Raw genomic sequence first — 18,757 nt, 5'->3', positions numbered from 1 at the left:
AAATATTTTCTATCTTAAATCACTTAAAGTATTTTTATAGATCTGTATTATCTCCCTTACCAATTCATCATTATTAAAGTTTCTTTCACACCAGCTTTTTCCCCAGTCTCCTATTTTTTTACGTGCTTCTGGGTTTAATATTAGGTGTTTTATATCTCTAGCTATCCTAGCAGCATTAGGTTTCTCTAGGGCGTCATGATCTCCAAAATACATCTTCCATTGAATATCTCTGGTTCTTTCAGTTATAGGTCCCGCATAACCTTGATTTCCTACAGCAATTATTGGTTTGCTGCATAACATTCCTTCCAAGGCGACTCTTCCAGTACCTATTATTATCTCACTTTCTTTATAATAAGGTATTACATCTACCTTAGCACCTACTACATGAACGACCTTTTCATTTACCATTTCATTGATAACCTGTGCTTCCTTTTCTATACCCTCCTTTCCTGGACCATCTCCTACTATAACTGCGTGTAGATTATGGAACTGTCCTAGAAGTTGAGAATAGCTAAATAAAAATACACGGGCTGCGTCGGTCTTGTTCCAATCTAATCTACTACAGTAACACAGAATTCCTGCATTTCTTGGAATGCTAAGTTCTCTTCTTATGTCTGCAGACCTAGAAGAATCTTTAAGCATATCTGTACTGACTCCATTTTGAATTACAACAACTTTGCCCTTACTCCTATCTTCAAGTTTTGCCTCTAGCATTTCTTTTACTGGTTCGCTTACTGCAATGACCTTAGATGCCATTATACAGCTAGAGTATAAAATACTATTAGGATAAAATAGTCCATGAACGGTAACGACATAAGGTATCTTATACATTCTATAAAGTTCACTGGCAAGCTGCATACTTGCAAAGAGATGACAGTGAACTAAGTTTATTTTCTCTTCGTCAATAATGTTCTTTACCAGCTTTAGCATACCAAACTTTTTCTTATTAGATATATAATCTGTATCCATAGGAATTTTAATTACTTTTATCCCATAGGAATGTAGTATTGCTTCTGTAGGTCCACCGGAAGTCCCTACTACCACATAAACTCCCCTTTGAATTAGCTTTCTTGTAAGATTAACCACATGTGTTTCTGTTCCACCAACATTTAATGCATCTATAAGCATCAATACTCGTATATTACTTTTCTCATTTATTTGTATTTTGTTCTCAATAACCTTTAACTCCTTATAAAAATCGTTATATTGAAGATGATTTTTAACAGAAGGGTCTTTAAGAAGTTTAGATACTTGCTTATTATATTCCTTTTCGTTTTGCATATGGTATGCATCCTTATGTCTTCTATAAGAATATAGAATAGCCTCTACTTTTCTTACTTTGCCCATTTTAATAAGCTCTAGTAACAGCTCTACATGGTCGTCAAGCTCCAGGGTCTTATTTTCAAAATTCACTTTATCCATAAGTTCTTTACGAATCATTAAGGTAGGAAATAGAATAGGGATGAAGCCTCCAATGATGGCCTTTTGAATATCTTCATAAGTAACATAATGATTTTGAATTCTTTCCACAAAAGTACAGTCCTTTGCCAAGGATTGGTCTCTTGTAAAACAAGAAATAAGACAGGATACCATACCATCCTGTGGATTTTCCAACAAGTATTTTAACTGTAATTCTAAGCGGTTAGGTGCACTTATGTCATCACCGTCATGCCTTATGACAAAATCTCCCTTCGCAAGCTTGTATCCCTCTAAAAAGGCGTAGGTAAGTCCTTTATGCTGCTTTAGGTTTACTAAACGAATTCTAACGTCCTTTATTCCAGATATTTTTTCTTCTGTTTTATCTTCCGAACCATCATTTACAATTATCAATTCCCAGTTCCTATAGGTCTGCTCTAGTATACTTCTAATACTCTCTTCCATAAAAGCTTCACAGTTATATACCGGCATAATAATGCTAATTAGCGGTCTCATAAAATCAACCCCTTTGCTCAAAGTACAAAACATCTCTTAAATTTTGTACTTTATACCCATTGTTTAGTAGTCTGTAGATGAATTCGAAATCTGCTGCACCCTGCATTAAATTACTAAAACCAGCAGTTCTATGGATATGCTCATATCTTACCATTAGGGTATTAATATTAATACAACTTAATCCTTCTGAAATATAAGAGTACTCAAGCTTATCATCATATCTTATTCTTGAGCCCCCTGGTTCACAATTTGTGCCGATAGCCCCATACATAAAATTATTCTTTAAAAAGTCTACTTGTTTTTCTATTCTTTTAGGATGACTTATACCTTTATCATTATGAAAGGCAATGTATTCTCCCCTAGATAAATAAGCTCCCATATTATAAATCCAAGGCACCCCAACTTCCTTAGGAGGTTTAAAATATAATAATTCCTTAACAGCTTTTTTACCGGAAGAATTTCTATACTTTTTGTACCAGTTATTTATTATTTTTTCAGAGTCATCAGTAGAGTTATCATCTACCACAATGATTTCAATGTTAGGATAAGTTTGCTCAGCTATACTATTTAGTGCCTTCAAAATAGTACTCTGACTATTTTTGATAGGTAATACTACTGTGACGAGATTTTCAGTAACTTTCCTCTTTTGTAATACCTTTATATCCTTTTTATGCCTTAAATCACTACTCATAGAACCGGTATGTTTTCTTACATAGTGTAGTTCTTCCTTTATATTTTCAACAACAAAATCATGATTTACAATGTTATTCACAAAAAACATATCATTACCAACAGGAATAGCTTTGAAACATCCAATAATTTCTTCTAGCATAGCAGCTCTAAACATCAAGGTACCATAAGCAACACAGTGCCTGAAATGTTTTTTATAGTTTCTTTCAATACTTTCTGGTTTAAAACTTAACCAACCACTTCCTGCCTTACTTTTGGAAATACTATCTGTAAAAGTCCTAAAGCCTGTGCCTACCATAGCTGTATTAGGATGTTCTTCTAACAATTTAACCTGCTTTTCTATTTTTTCTGGATAGCTGACATCATCTGCATCATGGATTACAATATATTCACCTAGCGAAATTTGAAATCCAATATTGTAAGCCCAGCCGGCACCACAATTTCTTGGTAGTTTTAAATAAATAAAGTTTGAAAGTTTAGTTCCATATTTTCCATACCAAGACTTTACAAGTTCTTCTGTGTTATCCTCTGAATCATCGTCCATTACAATTAGCTCTATATTAGGATAGGTTTGGCTTTTAATGCCATCGAGAGCATCTACAATAAATTTGCCATAGTTATAGGTAGCAATGACGATAGTCACAAGTCCTGGCTTTCTATCGTACAATTTTGTCATCATAAGTCCCCCCTTTTTTCCAGTGTTTCTATTTATAATATATGTAAATTACTACATCCTGTGAGCAATTATAAAGTAATTTATTACTATTCCTTGTTATAAACATAAGCTATCTCCTGATAAATCATCAATATTGTCAAAGAGTCATTACCTCCTCCCTATATCACTATTCATCCTGGAACCTTATCTTATTGAACCACATATACTATATTACTAACTAATAAGCGAGGGATGAGAATGTGGTTAAGCAATAAAAACATTTTAATAACTGGTGGCACTGGTACAATTGGAAAGGCACTGCTGAATAGATTACTAAACTATGATGTAAAGCATATTTATATATTCAGCAGAGATGAACAAAAACAAGAAGCAGAACTTTATAATTTAAAATATAATCCTAAGGTTAGCTTCATAATTGGAGATATAAGAAACTACCATAGCATAAATACTGCTTTAAGAGGTATAGATATAGTTTTTCATACTGCAGCTATGAAGATTGTATCCATATGTGAAAATAACCCTAAGGAAGCCTTTATTACAAATATTATTGGCACTGACAACATTATAAGGAGTGCAACATTAAATGGAGTGGAAAAGGTTGTATTTACTAGTAGTGATAAAGCAGCCAATCCTACTACCGTAATGGGTGTTGGGAAGCTCTATAGCGAAAGACTTATGACCCATGGAAACTTTATAAATGAAAACAACACAATTTTTTCCACTGTACGTTTTGGAAATGTTCTAGGTTCAAGAGGTTGTGTTCTAGACTTATTTAAAGAACAAATAAAAAACCAAGATTATGTAACGGTTACTGACCCGGGGATGACACGGTTTATATGCACCATTGATGATGCCGTTGATTTGATGTTAAAAGGTGCTGAAAAAGCTGTTGGCGGAGAAATATTTATAAAAAAGATGCCAAGTATCCGCATAGAAGACTTAGCTGAAGCTTTAATCAATTATTTAGCACCATCTTTCTCTAAAGATCCCAAAAGTATAAAAGTACAGTTTATTGGAAAACAACCTTCTGAAAAATTATTTGAGGAACTAATCACAACTCATGAGGCAGAAAGATCCTTAGAGTTTGATGATTATTATTGCATACTTCCTACTATTTTAAAAGGTAGCAAGAATATATATCCTATAAAAAACTGCAAAGCAGTATCTGGCGAAATATCATCCCATACTAATAGACTTCTTACAAAGGAGGAAATTATAAATTTTCTTCTAGCTAATAAATTGCTATGATGGTCAATAACAGAATTTTTACGGTATAGAGGAGGAAGTGAGATATGAATATATTAGTAACTGGTGGTACAGGCTTTATTGGAAGATGGGTAGTAAAAAGACTTATAGAGGATAATCATAATGTCTGGATACTAGATAATCTTTCAAATAGTTCAATAGATAATATAAAAGAGTTTCAGGTTAACTATCCTAAAATCTTTTTTATAAAGGGCAGTATAACAAATCTCCCCCTTTTAGAAACTCTTTTTACAAATAAATTTGATATTTGCTATCACTTAGCAGCTTCAATCAATGTTCAAGATAGTATTGACAATCCTAAAACTACTTTTGAAAATGATGTGATAGGAACCTTCAATCTTCTGGAGCAGTGTAGGCATAGTAATACAAAATTTGTTTATATGAGCACCTGCATGGTTTATAGTAGAGCTTTAGATGAAGAAGGAATTTCGGAAAATCATAGTACCTGTCCTACATCCCCTTATGCTGCTGCTAAATTGGCAGGTGAACAACTAGCTTTATCTTTTTATTATGCTTACGGTCTTCCTGTGACTATTCTTCGCCCCTTCAACACCTATGGTCCTTACCAAAAGCAGAATAGCGAAGGTGGAGTTATTTCTATTTTTATAAATAAAAAACTTATGAACAAGCCACTAAAAGTCTACGGTAGCGGAAAACAAACTAGAGACTTTTTATATGTTACCGATTGTGCAAACTTTGTAGTTGCTGCAGGATACAGTAGCCGCACAGAGGGAAAAGTGTTGAATGCAGGCAGTGGTAGCGATATATCTATTACCGACTTAGCTAAAATGATTGCCGGTGAAGATGGAAGTATTAAATATATACCTCATATTCACCCTCAAAGTGAGATAAAAAAATTGCTATGCAATTCAAAACTAGCTGAAAAAACACTTTGCTGGAAACCAGAGGTTTCTCTGATAGAAGGTATAACTAAAACAGAGGAATTTTTAAAAAACAAACTATTATTGGAGGGGATATAGATGAAATCTTCCTTTCGTATTGTACTAATGGGTGATTGCAGTAAGCATACTATAGCCTTTAACTCCGAAATGCTTCACAACCTCCTCTCTAATATTAAAAAGTTATCTCCTCAACCAGATTTTATATTTTTTTTAGGAGACATGGTTTATGGTGGTTCCAATGTCAGTGAACAATTAGATAAGTGGAAACAATTTGTAAATAATTATTATCCAATTAATATGTTTTATACTCTTTTAGGAAACCATGAAAACAATGAAACTGCCTTTAGTAACGCTTTTTCCCATCTCCCAAATGAGCAATTAGAAAAATATCAAAGAACTGTATACTATTTTGATCATTTAAATACCCGTTTTATTTTTCTAAACTCCAACCGCTGGGGTAAGGGAGGAGGTTATGCTCTTGATCCAAAACAATTAACTTGGTTAGAAAACACTTTAGAAAGCAGCACTAGAAAATATAATTTTGTTATGTTTCACCTACCGGCTTTCCCTACAGGACATCATTATAGCGAAAGCCTAGATAGTAGTAAATGCGAACGAGATGCGCTCTGGTCAATTATTGATCGGTACAATGTAACAGCAGTTTTTGTAGGCCATGAGCACAACTACTGCAGACGTATTATTGATAAGTCTTTTAATACCAAAGGACTTATTATAAAAAACCCTATTTATCATATTACCACTGGTGGAGCAGGTTCTTCACTAAATGGACATATAAAAGATATAAAAAATGTTGTAGTTGGTCCATTAGCGATTTATCACTATGTTGTTTTAGACATCACGAGCCAAGGAGTTACTCTACATGCCTACGATAATAATAATACTCTTATAGATAGCTGTAGCCTTACATCCTTTAGCAATAAGATTAAAGATAACAATGTTTCTGATATTTTAATTCCTCTTAGTTCAACTTGGAGATACTTAGACAACGGCTCCAACCAAGGAACCCAGTGGAAGGAACTGAATTTTGATGACTCTAAATGGTCTTCTGGTTTGGCGGAATTTGGATATGGTGATGGTGGTGAAGCTACTGTTGTAAGTTACGGACCTAATGTTTACAAAAAATATATTACAACCTATTTTAGAAAGCATTTTACTATAGATGTGCCATCTCAGTATAGTGATTTAACTCTTCGAATTCAGCGAGATGATGGAGCAGTTGTATATTTGAATGGAACAGAAATATATAGAACTAATATGCCTTCTGGTAAAATTCATTATAATACTTTAGCAGTAAAAGCTTTGAGTGGCGCAGATGAAACTTCTTACCAAAAGGTTACAATAAGCACAAGTCTTCTTAGAAAGGGTGATAATGTAATAGCAGTTGAAATCCATCAAGCCAGTGCATCTAGTTCTGATATAAGCTTTAATTTTCAGCTTTTAGGTCACAAGAAAAATATAAAAATGGAGAATTGATTTTTTTCAATTCTCCTTTGGTTTTTACTATGGAATAATTTTCCGAACTAATTCGAAGGCTTCTGCATAGTTACAGCCTATAACTGTACCCCATCTCCTTGCAGCAGTTTCCAATCCTTCTATAGAGCGGGGATGAGGGAATTGTCTCAATTCGGATTTATAGCATTTTATTGCTTGAAGCTTATCCTTTAAGGTAGTTTCTATATTTACAAAATAGTTGGGAACAAATTTATCTTTGTCTATAAAGCTCCACTCTGTAGCAGAAAAGGTTTCAAAGCAATATAATTCTTTCACTGGGCAGTTAACCATAGGCCTTGATGCCGTTTGAACTGCTTGAAAAGTTCTCTGATGATCAATATTTAAATCCCCATAATGGTGAGTAAATATAATAGATGGCTTTAAGAGAACTATATATTTTTCTATAGCTTTTACTATATCTAAAAGGGTGTCTTTATCAAAGCTATTATCAACAAACTGACAGAAAAATAGTTCCTTATACCCAATAATTTTAGCTGCAGCTTGGCTTTGCTTAAGCCTATTTTTAATCTCTTCTAATACTACTTCCGTTAAGTTACCATGCCTGGAAGTAGTGCCATCAGATAAAATCAATGAATAGGCTTCATTGCCTTCATCTATAAGACGCTTAATAGTTCCACCACAGCCTAAAATCTCATCATCAGGATGAGCTGCAATGACTAATATCTTTTCCATATAAAGTCCTCCTAATTTAAGATATAAGTCTAAGTAATATTAATATCTATAACATTAAGCTATGCAAAGTTAATTTATTAAGTTACATATAACAATAATATATCGCATATTTATATATAGGACTATTCATCATAAAGGAAGGATTTATCATGAAACAATATAAGGCTTTAGTTACTTCTATTGGAGGTGATTTAGGTCAGGCAGTTTGTAAAGCTCTCTGTCGTTCTAACTACAATATAAAGATCTTTGGAACTGACTGCAGAAACTACGAGCCTCATCCTCTATTTTGTAACCTTTTTCAAACCATACCTAAAGCAAAGGATTCAACCTATCCCGAATTTATAAATAGATTTATTACTGAAAATTCAATAGACTTAGTTTATGTTTGCAGCGAGCAGGAGCTCTTATATATTTCTGATCATTTCCTGGAGATTGATGAGGAGATTCGCCCTCGTATTGTTATGCCTTCACCTGGGATAATTAATATATGCAGAGATAAATTAAAAACAGTTCAGTTTTTGAAAAATAACTATTTTCCTTATCCTCATTCAATCCTATATAACAGTTCAGTATCTGTTGATATGTTGCTGAAAGGTTTCAATTATCCCTTTATAGTAAAGAAGCTTTCTAGTAGTGGCTCAAAGGATTTTTATATGGTTAGAGATATTTTAGACTTTAAATCTATAAAAGATCTAGACAGCAGTTATATGCTTCAAGAGTATATTACTGGACTTGAATATACCAACGGAGTTTATAGAGATCCTTTTAACAATGAAACATACGTAATTACCCTTGAAAGGACTTTGAAGGATGGGGTAAGCAGTGAAGTTAAAGTTGTTTTCGACAAAGATATAGAAGAATTGTGTAAATCAGTAGCAAGAATTCTAAATTTATCCGGTTCTATTAATATTCAATTGCGAAAACAAAAGGATAGTGCTCCTGTAATCTTCGAAATTAATCCAAGATATTCTAGTACTGCTTTTATAAGGTCAAACTTTGGTTTCAATGATGTAATATATGCCTTTGAAAATATTATCCTTAAAAAGGCTATTGATAAACCTAATATAAAATCTGGTAAGGCATTCCGTTATTTAGAGGAATACTATAAATTTGATTAAGAGGTGTAAAGTATGGATTATCAAATAAACCGATTTGTTATCGAAATTCCCGACAGTGATGAAAAAACAAGTACAGACCAATTAGATATGGATTTTTTTCTGCAAAAGGATTATAGAAAAGTTATACTAGGTACAGTTCGTTTTCCAGATGGTGAACCAGCACCTTGCTCTGTAGTAAAAATCTTCAAATTAAAACACCCTCACTGTGATGCTGAAATCACATCAGAGCTTGAGCCTATTGGCCATGCAATAACTGATGATAATGGTCAATTTCTTTTAGGACCTTTATATCCCGGTGATAAAATAGTATTAAAAATACTGTATCTAAATGGTCTAGTATATGAGCCTTCCTCTAAATCTGTGAAAAGTACCTGTGAACCAATGGATACTGAATATGAGGAAGAAGAATAATTCATGGGTGACCTAGGAAAAAGAGATTCAGCTATTATAATTCCATGTAAAAATGAAGGAATCTATCTTAAGCAAACTATAGACTTTATGTTAAAAACTGAAGCTAAAAAGCTATCAGATATTTTTGTTATAGATGACAATTCTAACGATAACTGTTGTGAATTTTTAAAGAGTGCTTCTAAACGTTATCCTAACGTATCGCTAATTCAAACAAAGGGAATAGGTCCATCACAGGCTAGAAACTTAGGAGCAGCTCTAGCATCTGATGCGAGATTTCTAATCTTTTGTGATGCACATCTCACTATGAGGGAAGGCTGGCTTAATACTATGCTAGAAGCTTTTAATAATAGGGAAGTTAGCGTAATTTGTCCAGGTATTGGACATTTTCACCCTAACAGTGCTGTAGGCTATGGTCAAAGCTGGAATGAAAATCTAGAAACTTATTGGCTGGAGAGGCCTAACAGTATAGGAGAAATCCCATTGGCTCCTGGTGCCTGTATGATTATTAAAAGAGATGTATTTCATGCTGTAGGAGGTTTTGATCCCTTATTTACTAGCTGGGGTTATGAGGATGTGGAATTATCACTTAAACTCTGGCTTTTTGGATATAAAATTTTCGTACACCCTGCTGTTAAGGTCGGTCATAAATTTAGAAAAGTTCAGCCTTATAATGTAAATATAGTAGATTTTCATTATAATAAGTTAAGAATAGCCATTATCCATTTTAATAAGGCTAGGGTTAAAAAATTAATAAAATTAATGAATGATTATCCTCATTTTGAAAAAATAATAGAAAAAATAAAGATAAGTAATAGTCATGAACATCGCAAAAACTATTTTAGGCGACGTATATATGATGACAACTGGTTTTTCAATAAATTTAACATACCCTTTTAACATTAATATATAGAGGTGATCTACTTGAAATATTCACTAGAGGATATTGATAATAAAAAAAATTTCAAAGTTTCCGTTGAAGCAGTTATAGAGAAGATGTATAAATTAAATGGTACTAAAAGACAGGAAATTGATTGTAATCAGTTAGTATTAGAGGAAGAAGCCCCTAACTTAATAGAGTTAGATATTATTATAAGCCCACCGCAACACTAGCCTTGATCAAATACTTTACTATTGATGATAAATTTAAATTAATTCCTAGCTTAAGATGAGTGGGCGAGGGATTAATTTAAATTTATATAAAGAATTTCCTAAGGAGGGTGTCTATGTTAGAAATGCTTTCCTTTATTCAGCAGCTTATAATTTTATATAGTATTGCTTTAGTTGGTTACGCAGCTAAAAAATTTGGTATTATTGATGACACTGCTGATAAAGCTCTTACCAACATAATTCTCTATATTACTTTGCCGGCATTAATTGTCTTTTCTATGGATTTCCCTTTTTCCTTTTCTTTTTTAAAGAATTTCTACACTTTAATATTCCTATCAATATATATTCTTGTTTTAGCTTGTATATTAGCATTCTTTATGGCAAGACAGAACAAGCTTCCAGAAGATAAAGGAGGCGTTTATCAAAGCTTAATAATCTTTGGTAATCAAGGCTTTCTTGGCTATGCTCTTTGTTTTTCTTTATTTTCAAAGGAAGGAGTTATGTATGCTTCCGTATTCAACCTTTTTTTCTTATTCTTGATTTGGACCTACGGAGTATATTTAATCGCAAAAGAACAACTATCTTTTTCTTGGAGGATACTAATACTAAATCCTGGTGTTCTTGCTACTTCTTTTGGCTTATTACTCTTTCTTATGCCTTTTAAGCTTCCTTTGACTATATCAAAATTCCTTGAAAACCTTGGCACACCTACAACTCCTCTTTCCATGCTTCTTATTGGTAGCCTTATTGGTAATTTAAAAAAAGATGTACTCTTCAAACTATGCAAAGACAAGCATCTCTGGCAAGCAGTTTTTGCTAAACTAATAATTGTACCTTTACTTCCTTTTATGCTGATTTTTTTAAATATAAAATTTACTCTGCTAGCCATAGCAGTAATTTTAACTGCTATGCCCTCTGCTCCTACCACTGCCATATTTGCAAAAAAATATGGCAGTGATATCTACTTTGGATCTATAGGCATATGTGTATCCACCTTACTATCCTTGATATCTCTGCCACTACTATATTGGCTGTTGAATATTTTGGCTAAGTAGACTACATTGTCGGCATTTAATATATTCTAAAAATCATTGTTATGTTTACTTATATCTTAAATAGAGTTATTAGATGGATTATAAAACTACCTACACAATTTATTATAGCGTAAGTAGTTTTATAATCAGCTTTTATCTAGTTTCTGCGACTAACTTGTCTACAGCTAAGTTTACCTCATTAGAAGCTTTAACCTGTAATTGGGAAAGTTCATTAAGCTTATTTGTTGAACTCTTAATATTCTTTATTTCATCTGAAAGCTGGCCTAAAATTTACCCCCTAACTTTGTAGTTAGGAGGTGTAACTGTTAATTACTATTAATATTAATTTTTTATAAAGTGATTCCTTCAATCAACAATGCCCTTGTTGGCGCAGCTTCTACACCCTTTATTTTTAAAGGTGGAGCACAAAGCACATAACTTCCTTCACTAATATCTTTCAGTCTAAGTCCCTCTACTATGGTAATTCCCGCTTCCATTAGGATTTTATGTGTCTCATGGTTTGGCTGACTTCTTTCTATTCCTAATCCATCAGTTCCAACGCCCTTTATTTCCTTTTCCTTTAGGTACTCTGCTCCACTCTTCTCTAGATAAACAAAGTCAAAATCAAATTCTTCTGTATTAGAATTTCTTGTCTTTAATATTATAAAGTCTCCCTTTTGTATATCTTTTTTTATCAGATCTTCCCTCATTATTGTATTATGAACATTAGTTAAATCCAAGACCTTACATTTAGTTATAACAGTACTTAAATCAAGAGTTTCAATAGTACTGCCTTCTTCAATCATATGAAGAGGTGCATCAACATGAGTTCCTGTGTGCATATCCATTGAAATTCTAGATTCATAAGCACTGCTGTTAATAAAGTTCTGAACATTATTTAAAACAGGTCTCTTCTCTTCCTTATTCTTATATACCATCATATCATAGTGTATATTCATTGAAATATCATAAATTTTCATTTATTTCTCCTCTTTTAAACCAATAGACTAAATTTAGAACTCTTATTTTCTTGCACAAAAACTGTTAGACTCTATATTCCACCATTTTCTGTTATCTCTAGATAACAGCAGTTCCGCTTCTCTAGGACCATTGCTGCCTGCCTCATAGTTAGGAAAACTGTTTTCTTCACTTTTCCATGCCTCTAAGATACTGTCAACAAATTTCCATGAGTACTCAACCTCATCCCACCTTGTAAAGAGAGTAGGATCACCTTTCATAACATCATAAAGCAGCCTCTCATAAGCTTCTGGTGTATTGCTCTCAAATTCGCAATTTTGACAAAAATCCATCTGAAGGGGAAGAATGTTATTCCTTGAACCTGGCTCCTTCCCATTAAACTGAAATACTACCCCTTCCATTGGGTTAACTTTTATACTAAGCAAATTAGGCTGCAGCTCCTTATTTTCTTTAAAGTATAAAATATTAGGAAGTTCCTTAAATTGTACAGTTATTTCAGTAGATTTCCTATCAAGTCTCTTGCCACTTCTTATATAAAAGGGTACCCCAGCCCATCTAAAGTTCTGTACATGCATCTTTAACGCCGCAAAGGTTTCAACTTTTGACTCCGGTGATACATTAGCTTCGTTTCTATAGGCAGGCACAACTTTACCTTCAATTGAACCTGCTCCATATTGTCCTCTAACTACATTACTTTTAATAAATTCCGGTGTTAACTTTTCAAGAGACTGAAGTACCTTAACTTTCTCGTCTCTAATATGCTCAGTCTTAAGGCTTGGTGGTGGTTCCATGGCTGTTAAGGTAAGAAGTTGAAGCATATGGTTTTGAACCATATCTCTAAGGGCTCCTGCCTTTTCATAGTATCCTCCCCTATTTTCCACACCTACAGTTTCAATAGCAGTAATTTGAATGTTATCTATATATTTATTATTCCATATAGGTTCAAATATTGAGTTTGCAAACCTTATAATCATGATATTCTGTATCATTTCTTTACCAAGGTAATGGTCAATTCTATAAGTGTTATTTTCTGAGAACACTTCGGTAATCTTTTTATTCAAGTATTGAGCAGATTTCAAATCTCTTCCAAAGGGTTTTTCAATAACTACTCTTTTAAAGCCTTCTCTAGTATCAACCATATTGTGATTATTTAACTTATCTACTATTACTTCAAAATATTCTGGTGCTACAGCAAGATAGTACATCCTATTTCCGTTAGTATGATACTCTTTGTCTAAAGCCTTCAAAAATTCATTTAGTTTGCTATAGCCTAAGTTATCATCAAAACTAAACTTACTATAGTATATTTTATTTCTAAGAATACTCCATAGATCATTATCAATTTTAAGCCTAGAAAATTTTTGTATTGATTGGTATATACTATCTCTATACTCTTCATGAGATAAATCTCTTCTTCCAACAGCTACCACCGCAAAGTTTTCTGGCAGCATATTCTCATGAAGTAAGTTATATATAGCAGGCATAAGTTTTCTATGAGCAAGATCCCCTGTACCTCCAAAAATAGTCATAACACAGGATAAGTCTTTAGTTATTTCCACTTAAATCACCATCTTCCAAAATATAATGTCCTGTTTACTTCTTAGCAACTGCATGGCCGCCAAATTCATTTCTTAATGCAGCTACCACCTTACCAGTAAAAGTATCTTCTTGTTCAGAACGATATCTCATAAATAAAGACTCGGTGATTATTGGTGCAGGAACCTTAAGCTCTAAAGCCTCTTGTACTGTCCATAACCCCTCTCCTGATGAGTACATTATACCCTTAATTCCATCTAAATTAGCATCCTTTCTAAAGGCACTTTCCGCAAGCTCCATGAGCCACCCACGAATAACAGAGCCATTGTTCCAAACCCTAGCTACTTCCTTATAATTTAAATCAAATTGGCTTTTTTCAAGTATTTCAAATCCTTCTCCCATAGCTTGCATCATTCCGTATTCAATACCATTGTGGACCATTTTAACAAAATGTCCAGAACCGTTTTTACCTGTATGCAAATATCCCTTTTCTACACTTATATCCTTAATAAGTGGCTCTATGTGCTTAAAAACATCCTCTTCAGCACCTACCATTGTACAAGCACCATTTCTCGCTCCTTCTATTCCACCGCTTGTTCCTACATCTACAAAATCTATTTCTTTCTCCTTTAATTCTCTATATCTCCTAAGAGTATCTTTATAATTTGAATTTCCTCCATCAATAATTATATCCCTCTTATTTAATAATGGTACAAGCTTCTCTACCATATCATCTACTGTGTTTCCTGCAGGCACCATAAGCCAAATAATTTTTCTTCCAGTTAACTTATTTACTAACTCCTCTATGCTATAGGCTCCTGTAATACCTTCCTTTTCTGCTTCCTTCACCTTTTCCGCCGTTCTATTAAAAGCCACTACCTTATGACCTTTATCTCTCATATTTAGTGCAAGGTTAAAGCCCATTCTTCCCAAACCAATTAAACCTATTTCCATTATTGTAGTCCTCCTTAAAGATTATAAACAATAGCTTATAACATAGTATTATTTATAATTAACTAAGTTTATACTTTTATATTTCTCAGTTATAGTAACAGGTATACCAAATTTATATAATAAAAGCAGAAAATTATTATTCTACATTTTTGGCTGTAATTTTATTAACATTATATCATATTTTTAATGCTAATCAATAATAATTATCATTTAATACTTCATACTAATATAGTATAATTTTTCTTATATTTTGTGCATAACTCTTTTTTAATCATAAAAAGGGCATAAAAGTAAAAAACTTACTTTTACGCCCTTTTGGATATGCTATATATCTTTAATATGTTATCCTATTTCCTTAAGCTTATTTTTTATTAAAGAAATAATGTATTCCCTGTCCCTTTCATTATGTACATAATCAAGATTGTCTACCTCTACTACAAGCAGTGGTGATATATTATATTCACTAAAATAATCCTCATATTCCTTATTTAATTGCTCCCAGTATTCTCTTTCAACAACCTGTTCATAATCTCTTCCCCTTAACTTTATCTTTCTAATGATATCATCTGTGCTGCTCTTAAGGTAAATCATTAGCTTAGGTGGCTCCACATGCTCAAGCATATTAGCTAAAAGGTCCTTATATAGGGCATATTCTTCTGACTCCATTTCCTGATTATCTGCTAAGAGCTTAGCAAATATTACATCTCCATATATACTTCTATCCATTACAGTACCATCAATTTTAGCTGCTTCCTTAAGCATAGCAAACCTTTTATTTAAAAAGAATATCTGTAGTGGAAAAGAATATCGCTTTCTATTATAGTAAAACTTATCTAATAGCGGATTGTCTGTTACAGGCTCTAAAAAAGGAGTATATCTAAATTCCTCTTCTATAATATTCATAAGACTTGTCTTACCTGCTGCTACACAACCATCTATTATAATTGAATTCATTATTTTATCTTCCTTTCTGGCACTTTTTAATAACTTAAAAAACTCTATGTATTCATTCATTAATTTGCCTCCTAGCACATCTACTAAATAGAATCCTATATTAATATAACCAACATATTATATATTAAATAGTTCCAGAAAGACAAGCCTTAAAGGAGACCTTTAAGGCTTATTTATATTTAGGTACACTCAATTTTTATATTATATCTTTTCATAGTCTCTTCGCTTAGAGTTCCAAGCTCTCTAAATTCTATTTCTATCATCAAAATTATATCCTCAGGTAACTCTTCATTATCTACTTTAAAGATAATGGACTCAGTTTTAAAAATCAACATATAATCAACCCTCATTAAATTATTATTTCTTCAAAAAGTTTTATTTAGAAGGTATTATTCCTATATATATTTATTACATTTTTTTTATTTATAGTACTAATCTTTTTTCTGAATTATTTTTTTTATATATTCTTATTCTAATGATGGTTAATAGGTGATTGCAAAAGCAACCTTTTAAAAACTCCCCTATACCTTTCTCTAAAGTATAAAATTTAAAAACCTCTAACCTTTCAAAATAAAAGATTAGAGGTCTTTATTTAAACTTCTATATTGGCAAATAGTTCTGCTCCCTTAGTAACAGTGATTTGGTAGAGTATATAATCAATAATAACAAATAGTATACATAGAGATATACTTACAGTGACACCGTATTCTTGAAGTCTTATAGCTAAGAATGCAACTAAAGCTCCTCCAATCATACCTAGTACTAGATTTATAATTACATTAAAGTTCTGTTTTACTGCTTTTACTTCATTATCCCAAGTTAATTTTGGAAAGTTTAAATCAATTAATATTCCTACTAATGATGAAAATATAATACCAGGTAAAGAAGATACTAATACTACAAAAGGCAAGTATAACGGTATTCTAATAAGTAATACTGCTGCTAAAATCATAATTATTACAGATATAGTTCCCATAATTATCCCAGATAATAGTTTTGCAGTAATTTGGGTTTTATAACTAGTGGGAAGATACTTACTAATAAATATATTTTGCCCTTCTCTTGATATGGCCGTAGAGGTTATACCATTAGTAGAAGCGAGAAATATACTAGCAGCTAAAGATATCCCTATAACCATAGATATTATACTTGGATCCTTAATGAACTCTGAAGTATTTCTTAGTTCTACTAACATTTCAGGTTGGGTAAAAGCTGGAATTAGCATAAAAACTGGCCATAAGAAATTCATTAGTATACAATTCATAAAATAAACTGGCGTTCTAAATAGAAGTCTAAGTTCCTTCTTTGTTAAAGCATTAAGAGATGTCTTTTTCACAATTTGCTTTGCTAGCTCTTTAGAGGACAACTCTCTTCTTTTTGAAGAGGTTTCTGAAATTCCAACTACCCCTCTAAAATACAGTTTTTCTCCTAACATTACAAACAATAAAATTACAACTAAAGTAATCCCTGCAAATAGAAACATATTTACAAGTCCCTGTAAACTACTGTTATAAATTAATGCCTTGGTTACTATAGCTGTTCCTGGAAACATCTTGTTTGAAGCTTCAAGTAGAGAATTATTCCCAGCAGTTATCATTTGAAGCATCTTCTCTGGATTCCTTGAAGAAACGCCTATTCTCTGCATACCAATATTTAACCCTATGGCAAAAAACATGGCTATAATCCCGCCTAATATTTTAAGTTTATCTCTGTGTCTGCCTATATTTGTAAAGCTCATAAGTATCATATTTAACACTGAGGAAATAGCTAAAGGCATTATAGGCAGTAGTAAAAATATTATCGCTGAATTAAGATAATATACTATTCCAGCATCACTTTTTATTCCATAAACAATTAATAGAGGAAGCAGTAAAATTAACTCTGTTAAATATTCATAAAATAGTGCTACTGTAAACTTTGCACCTAAAATTTCAGAAGGTTTAAAAGGTAGCGGCAGTAAATTCTCTATATCATTTCCAAAGTAAAGCACATTTAAAGAATAAAAAATACCAAAGAAAAATATAAATATACTTACAAAAGAAACACCTAGCCCAAGTATTAGTCCCTGCTGATTTATCTTTAACAAAACGTCATAGGCAGATCCGATAAACTGTATAATAAGCAAAATTGTAGGTGCAAAGGCTAATGCCAAAAGCCCCCACATTGCTAGTGTTTTATTTCTCTTCTTTTTATCTTGTCTTAAAGGGCTTCCTCCATTTTTCAAAAGTACCTTTGTCAAGGCTATATATCTACTCATTTTCAGTCATCTCCAAAAATATATTTTCTAAGGATTTATTCTCTTTGAATTGTTCTTTTAATTCTTCAAAAGTACCAGAAAATAATATTTTTCCCTTATTTATAATAGCAATTCTATCGCATATTTTTTCTGCAACCTCAAGAACATGAGTAGAAAAAAACACTGTATTTCCCTTATCTGCATGCTCCCTCATCATCTCCTTCAACATATATGCTGATTTAGGATCTAAACCTGTCATAGGCTCATCTAGTATCCATACTGATGGGTTATGCACAAGGGCTCCCATTAAAATAATTTTTTGTCTCATTCCATGAGAATAACTTTGAATTTGATCACCTAAAGCTTTAGTCATCTCAAATCTTTCTGATAACTTTCTTATTCTATCTTCTCTTTCTTCACTTTCTACACCATATATGTCTGACATAAAGTTTAAATATTCAATTCCTTTAAGTCTTAAAAACATATCCGGACTATCTGGCACAAAACCAAATTGTTTTTTTGCCTCTATAGGATTATCCTTTATATTTACTCCATTTATAGTTATATTTCCTGCATCAGAATTTATAATCCCAGTAAGCATCTTAATAGTAGTGGTTTTTCCTGCTCCATTAGGTCCTAAAAAACCAAATATTACTCCATTCGGTATTGAGAGATTTAGGTTATCTACTGCTTTTTGTTTTCCGTTATAACTTTTACTTATATTGACTAATTCTACCATTCTTATTCCCCCAAGTTAT

The 18,757-nt window shown here is 32.4% G+C and carries 18 protein-coding genes; 8 read left to right on the top strand and 10 right to left on the bottom strand.

What is annotated here, in order from left to right; all coding sequences use genetic code 11:
- Positions 1 to 9: 9 nt before the first annotated feature.
- Together N4T77_RS12470 and N4T77_RS12465 are read right to left on the bottom strand one after the other, a co-directional pair.
- Positions 10 to 1,932: a glycosyltransferase gene (locus N4T77_RS12470; protein WP_261672132.1), complete on the bottom strand. Its 1,923-nt coding sequence runs from the start codon at positions 1,930 to 1,932 to the stop codon at positions 10 to 12.
- Positions 1,933 to 1,936: 4 nt separating this feature from the next.
- A complete protein-coding gene (locus tag N4T77_RS12465; protein WP_261672131.1) occupies positions 1,937 to 3,298 on the bottom strand; it encodes a glycosyltransferase family 2 protein in 1,362 nt (453 codons plus the stop codon).
- 237 nt (positions 3,299 to 3,535) lie between these two features.
- Here N4T77_RS12465 and N4T77_RS12460 point away from each other — a divergent pair, with 237 nt between their 5' ends.
- Genes N4T77_RS12460 through N4T77_RS12450 form a run of 3 tightly spaced genes read left to right on the top strand, consistent with a single transcriptional unit; the run spans position 3,536 to position 6,960 of the window.
- Positions 3,536 to 4,546, top strand: coding sequence for an SDR family NAD(P)-dependent oxidoreductase (locus N4T77_RS12460; protein ID WP_261672130.1), 1,011 nt, complete (start codon positions 3,536 to 3,538; stop codon positions 4,544 to 4,546).
- A 44-nt stretch (positions 4,547 to 4,590) separates the two neighbouring features.
- Positions 4,591 to 5,544: a dTDP-glucose 4,6-dehydratase gene (locus N4T77_RS12455; RefSeq protein WP_261672129.1), complete on the top strand. Its 954-nt coding sequence runs from the start codon at positions 4,591 to 4,593 to the stop codon at positions 5,542 to 5,544.
- Positions 5,545 to 6,960: a metallophosphoesterase gene (locus tag N4T77_RS12450; RefSeq protein ID WP_261672128.1), complete on the top strand. Its 1,416-nt coding sequence runs from the start codon at positions 5,545 to 5,547 to the stop codon at positions 6,958 to 6,960.
- A gap of 27 nt (positions 6,961 to 6,987) precedes the next feature.
- Here the strand turns inward: N4T77_RS12450 and N4T77_RS12445 are convergent, their stop codons facing one another.
- Complete coding sequence (locus N4T77_RS12445) at positions 6,988 to 7,671, bottom strand: PIG-L deacetylase family protein (protein ID WP_261672127.1); 684 nt, start codon at positions 7,669 to 7,671, stop codon at positions 6,988 to 6,990.
- Between the two features lie 149 nt (positions 7,672 to 7,820).
- Between N4T77_RS12445 and N4T77_RS12440 the strand changes: the two genes are divergently transcribed.
- The 5 genes from N4T77_RS12440 (at position 7,821) to N4T77_RS12420 (ending at position 11,362) form a co-directional block, all read left to right on the top strand.
- Positions 7,821 to 8,789: an ATP-grasp domain-containing protein gene (locus N4T77_RS12440; RefSeq protein ID WP_261672126.1), complete on the top strand. Its 969-nt coding sequence runs from the start codon at positions 7,821 to 7,823 to the stop codon at positions 8,787 to 8,789.
- Positions 8,790 to 8,801: 12 nt separating this feature from the next.
- Positions 8,802 to 9,200 (top strand): hypothetical protein, encoded by a 399-nt coding sequence (locus N4T77_RS12435; RefSeq protein ID WP_261672125.1) that lies wholly within the window; start codon positions 8,802 to 8,804, stop codon positions 9,198 to 9,200.
- Positions 9,201 to 9,203: 3 nt separating this feature from the next.
- Positions 9,204 to 10,097: a glycosyltransferase family 2 protein gene (locus N4T77_RS12430; RefSeq protein ID WP_261672124.1), complete on the top strand. Its 894-nt coding sequence runs from the start codon at positions 9,204 to 9,206 to the stop codon at positions 10,095 to 10,097.
- Positions 10,098 to 10,121: 24 nt separating this feature from the next.
- Positions 10,122 to 10,310, top strand: coding sequence for a hypothetical protein (locus N4T77_RS12425; protein ID WP_261672123.1), 189 nt, complete (start codon positions 10,122 to 10,124; stop codon positions 10,308 to 10,310).
- A gap of 113 nt (positions 10,311 to 10,423) precedes the next feature.
- Positions 10,424 to 11,362: an AEC family transporter gene (locus N4T77_RS12420; protein ID WP_261672122.1), complete on the top strand. Its 939-nt coding sequence runs from the start codon at positions 10,424 to 10,426 to the stop codon at positions 11,360 to 11,362.
- A 329-nt stretch (positions 11,363 to 11,691) separates the two neighbouring features.
- Here N4T77_RS12420 and N4T77_RS12415 read toward each other — a convergent pair whose 3' ends face one another.
- From N4T77_RS12415 to N4T77_RS12385, 7 genes are all read right to left on the bottom strand, one after another.
- Entirely contained in the window at positions 11,692 to 12,321 is a 630-nt protein-coding gene (locus N4T77_RS12415; protein WP_261672121.1) for a cyclase family protein, read from the bottom strand.
- Positions 12,322 to 12,363: 42 nt separating this feature from the next.
- Complete coding sequence (gene zwf, locus N4T77_RS12410) at positions 12,364 to 13,878, bottom strand: glucose-6-phosphate dehydrogenase (protein ID WP_261672120.1); 1,515 nt, start codon at positions 13,876 to 13,878, stop codon at positions 12,364 to 12,366.
- A gap of 34 nt (positions 13,879 to 13,912) precedes the next feature.
- Positions 13,913 to 14,809, bottom strand: a complete 897-nt coding sequence (gene gnd, locus N4T77_RS12405) for a phosphogluconate dehydrogenase (NAD(+)-dependent, decarboxylating) (protein WP_261672119.1) — start codon at positions 14,807 to 14,809, stop codon at positions 13,913 to 13,915.
- 342 nt (positions 14,810 to 15,151) lie between these two features.
- Positions 15,152 to 15,823 (bottom strand): deoxynucleoside kinase, encoded by a 672-nt coding sequence (locus N4T77_RS12400; protein WP_261672118.1) that lies wholly within the window; start codon positions 15,821 to 15,823, stop codon positions 15,152 to 15,154.
- A gap of 119 nt (positions 15,824 to 15,942) precedes the next feature.
- The gene (locus N4T77_RS12395; RefSeq protein WP_261672117.1) at positions 15,943 to 16,098 is read right to left on the bottom strand and encodes a hypothetical protein; all 156 of its coding nucleotides are present in this window, start codon (positions 16,096 to 16,098) and stop codon (positions 15,943 to 15,945) included.
- Between the two features lie 257 nt (positions 16,099 to 16,355).
- Entirely contained in the window at positions 16,356 to 18,020 is a 1,665-nt protein-coding gene (locus N4T77_RS12390) for a putative ABC transporter permease subunit (RefSeq protein WP_261672116.1), read from the bottom strand.
- Positions 18,013 to 18,738, bottom strand: a complete 726-nt coding sequence (locus N4T77_RS12385) for an ABC transporter ATP-binding protein (RefSeq protein ID WP_261672115.1) — start codon at positions 18,736 to 18,738, stop codon at positions 18,013 to 18,015. Before N4T77_RS12385 ends, N4T77_RS12390 begins: the two co-directional genes overlap by 8 nt.
- Positions 18,739 to 18,757 lie beyond the last annotated feature (19 nt).

Origin of the sequence: Clostridium sp. CX1, from assembly GCF_025398335.1 — a bacterium.
Taxonomy (GTDB): Bacteria; Bacillota; Clostridia; order Clostridiales; family Clostridiaceae; genus Clostridium_AM; species Clostridium_AM tanneri.
Note: the sequence above shows the minus strand (reverse complement) of the source record. Positions and strands in the feature narration are given on the sequence as shown.

Bases quoted from the DNA above. Each gene is read 5' to 3' on its own strand.
- N4T77_RS12470 (WP_261672132.1), bottom strand. From the start codon at position 1,932: ATGAGACCGCTAATTAGCATTATTATGCCGGTATATAACTGTGAAGCT.
- N4T77_RS12455 (WP_261672129.1), top strand. From the start codon at position 4,591: ATGAATATATTAGTAACTGGTGGTACAGGCTTTATTGGAAGATGGGTA.
- N4T77_RS12400 (WP_261672118.1), bottom strand. From the start codon at position 15,823: ATGAATGAATACATAGAGTTTTTTAAGTTATTAAAAAGTGCCAGAAAG.
- N4T77_RS12415 (WP_261672121.1), bottom strand. From the start codon at position 12,321: ATGAAAATTTATGATATTTCAATGAATATACACTATGATATGATGGTA.
- N4T77_RS12430 (WP_261672124.1), top strand. From the start codon at position 9,204: ATGGGTGACCTAGGAAAAAGAGATTCAGCTATTATAATTCCATGTAAA.
- N4T77_RS12440 (WP_261672126.1), top strand. From the start codon at position 7,821: ATGAAACAATATAAGGCTTTAGTTACTTCTATTGGAGGTGATTTAGGT.
- N4T77_RS12445 (WP_261672127.1), bottom strand. From the start codon at position 7,671: ATGGAAAAGATATTAGTCATTGCAGCTCATCCTGATGATGAGATTTTA.
- N4T77_RS12460 (WP_261672130.1), top strand. From the start codon at position 3,536: ATGTGGTTAAGCAATAAAAACATTTTAATAACTGGTGGCACTGGTACA.
- N4T77_RS12385 (WP_261672115.1), bottom strand. From the start codon at position 18,738: ATGGTAGAATTAGTCAATATAAGTAAAAGTTATAACGGAAAACAAAAA.
- N4T77_RS12450 (WP_261672128.1), top strand. From the start codon at position 5,545: ATGAAATCTTCCTTTCGTATTGTACTAATGGGTGATTGCAGTAAGCAT.
- N4T77_RS12420 (WP_261672122.1), top strand. From the start codon at position 10,424: ATGTTAGAAATGCTTTCCTTTATTCAGCAGCTTATAATTTTATATAGT.
- gnd (WP_261672119.1), bottom strand. From the start codon at position 14,809: ATGGAAATAGGTTTAATTGGTTTGGGAAGAATGGGCTTTAACCTTGCA.
- N4T77_RS12395 (WP_261672117.1), bottom strand. From the start codon at position 16,098: ATGTTGATTTTTAAAACTGAGTCCATTATCTTTAAAGTAGATAATGAA.
- N4T77_RS12390 (WP_261672116.1), bottom strand. From the start codon at position 18,020: ATGAGTAGATATATAGCCTTGACAAAGGTACTTTTGAAAAATGGAGGA.
- N4T77_RS12465 (WP_261672131.1), bottom strand. From the start codon at position 3,298: ATGACAAAATTGTACGATAGAAAGCCAGGACTTGTGACTATCGTCATT.
- N4T77_RS12435 (WP_261672125.1), top strand. From the start codon at position 8,802: ATGGATTATCAAATAAACCGATTTGTTATCGAAATTCCCGACAGTGAT.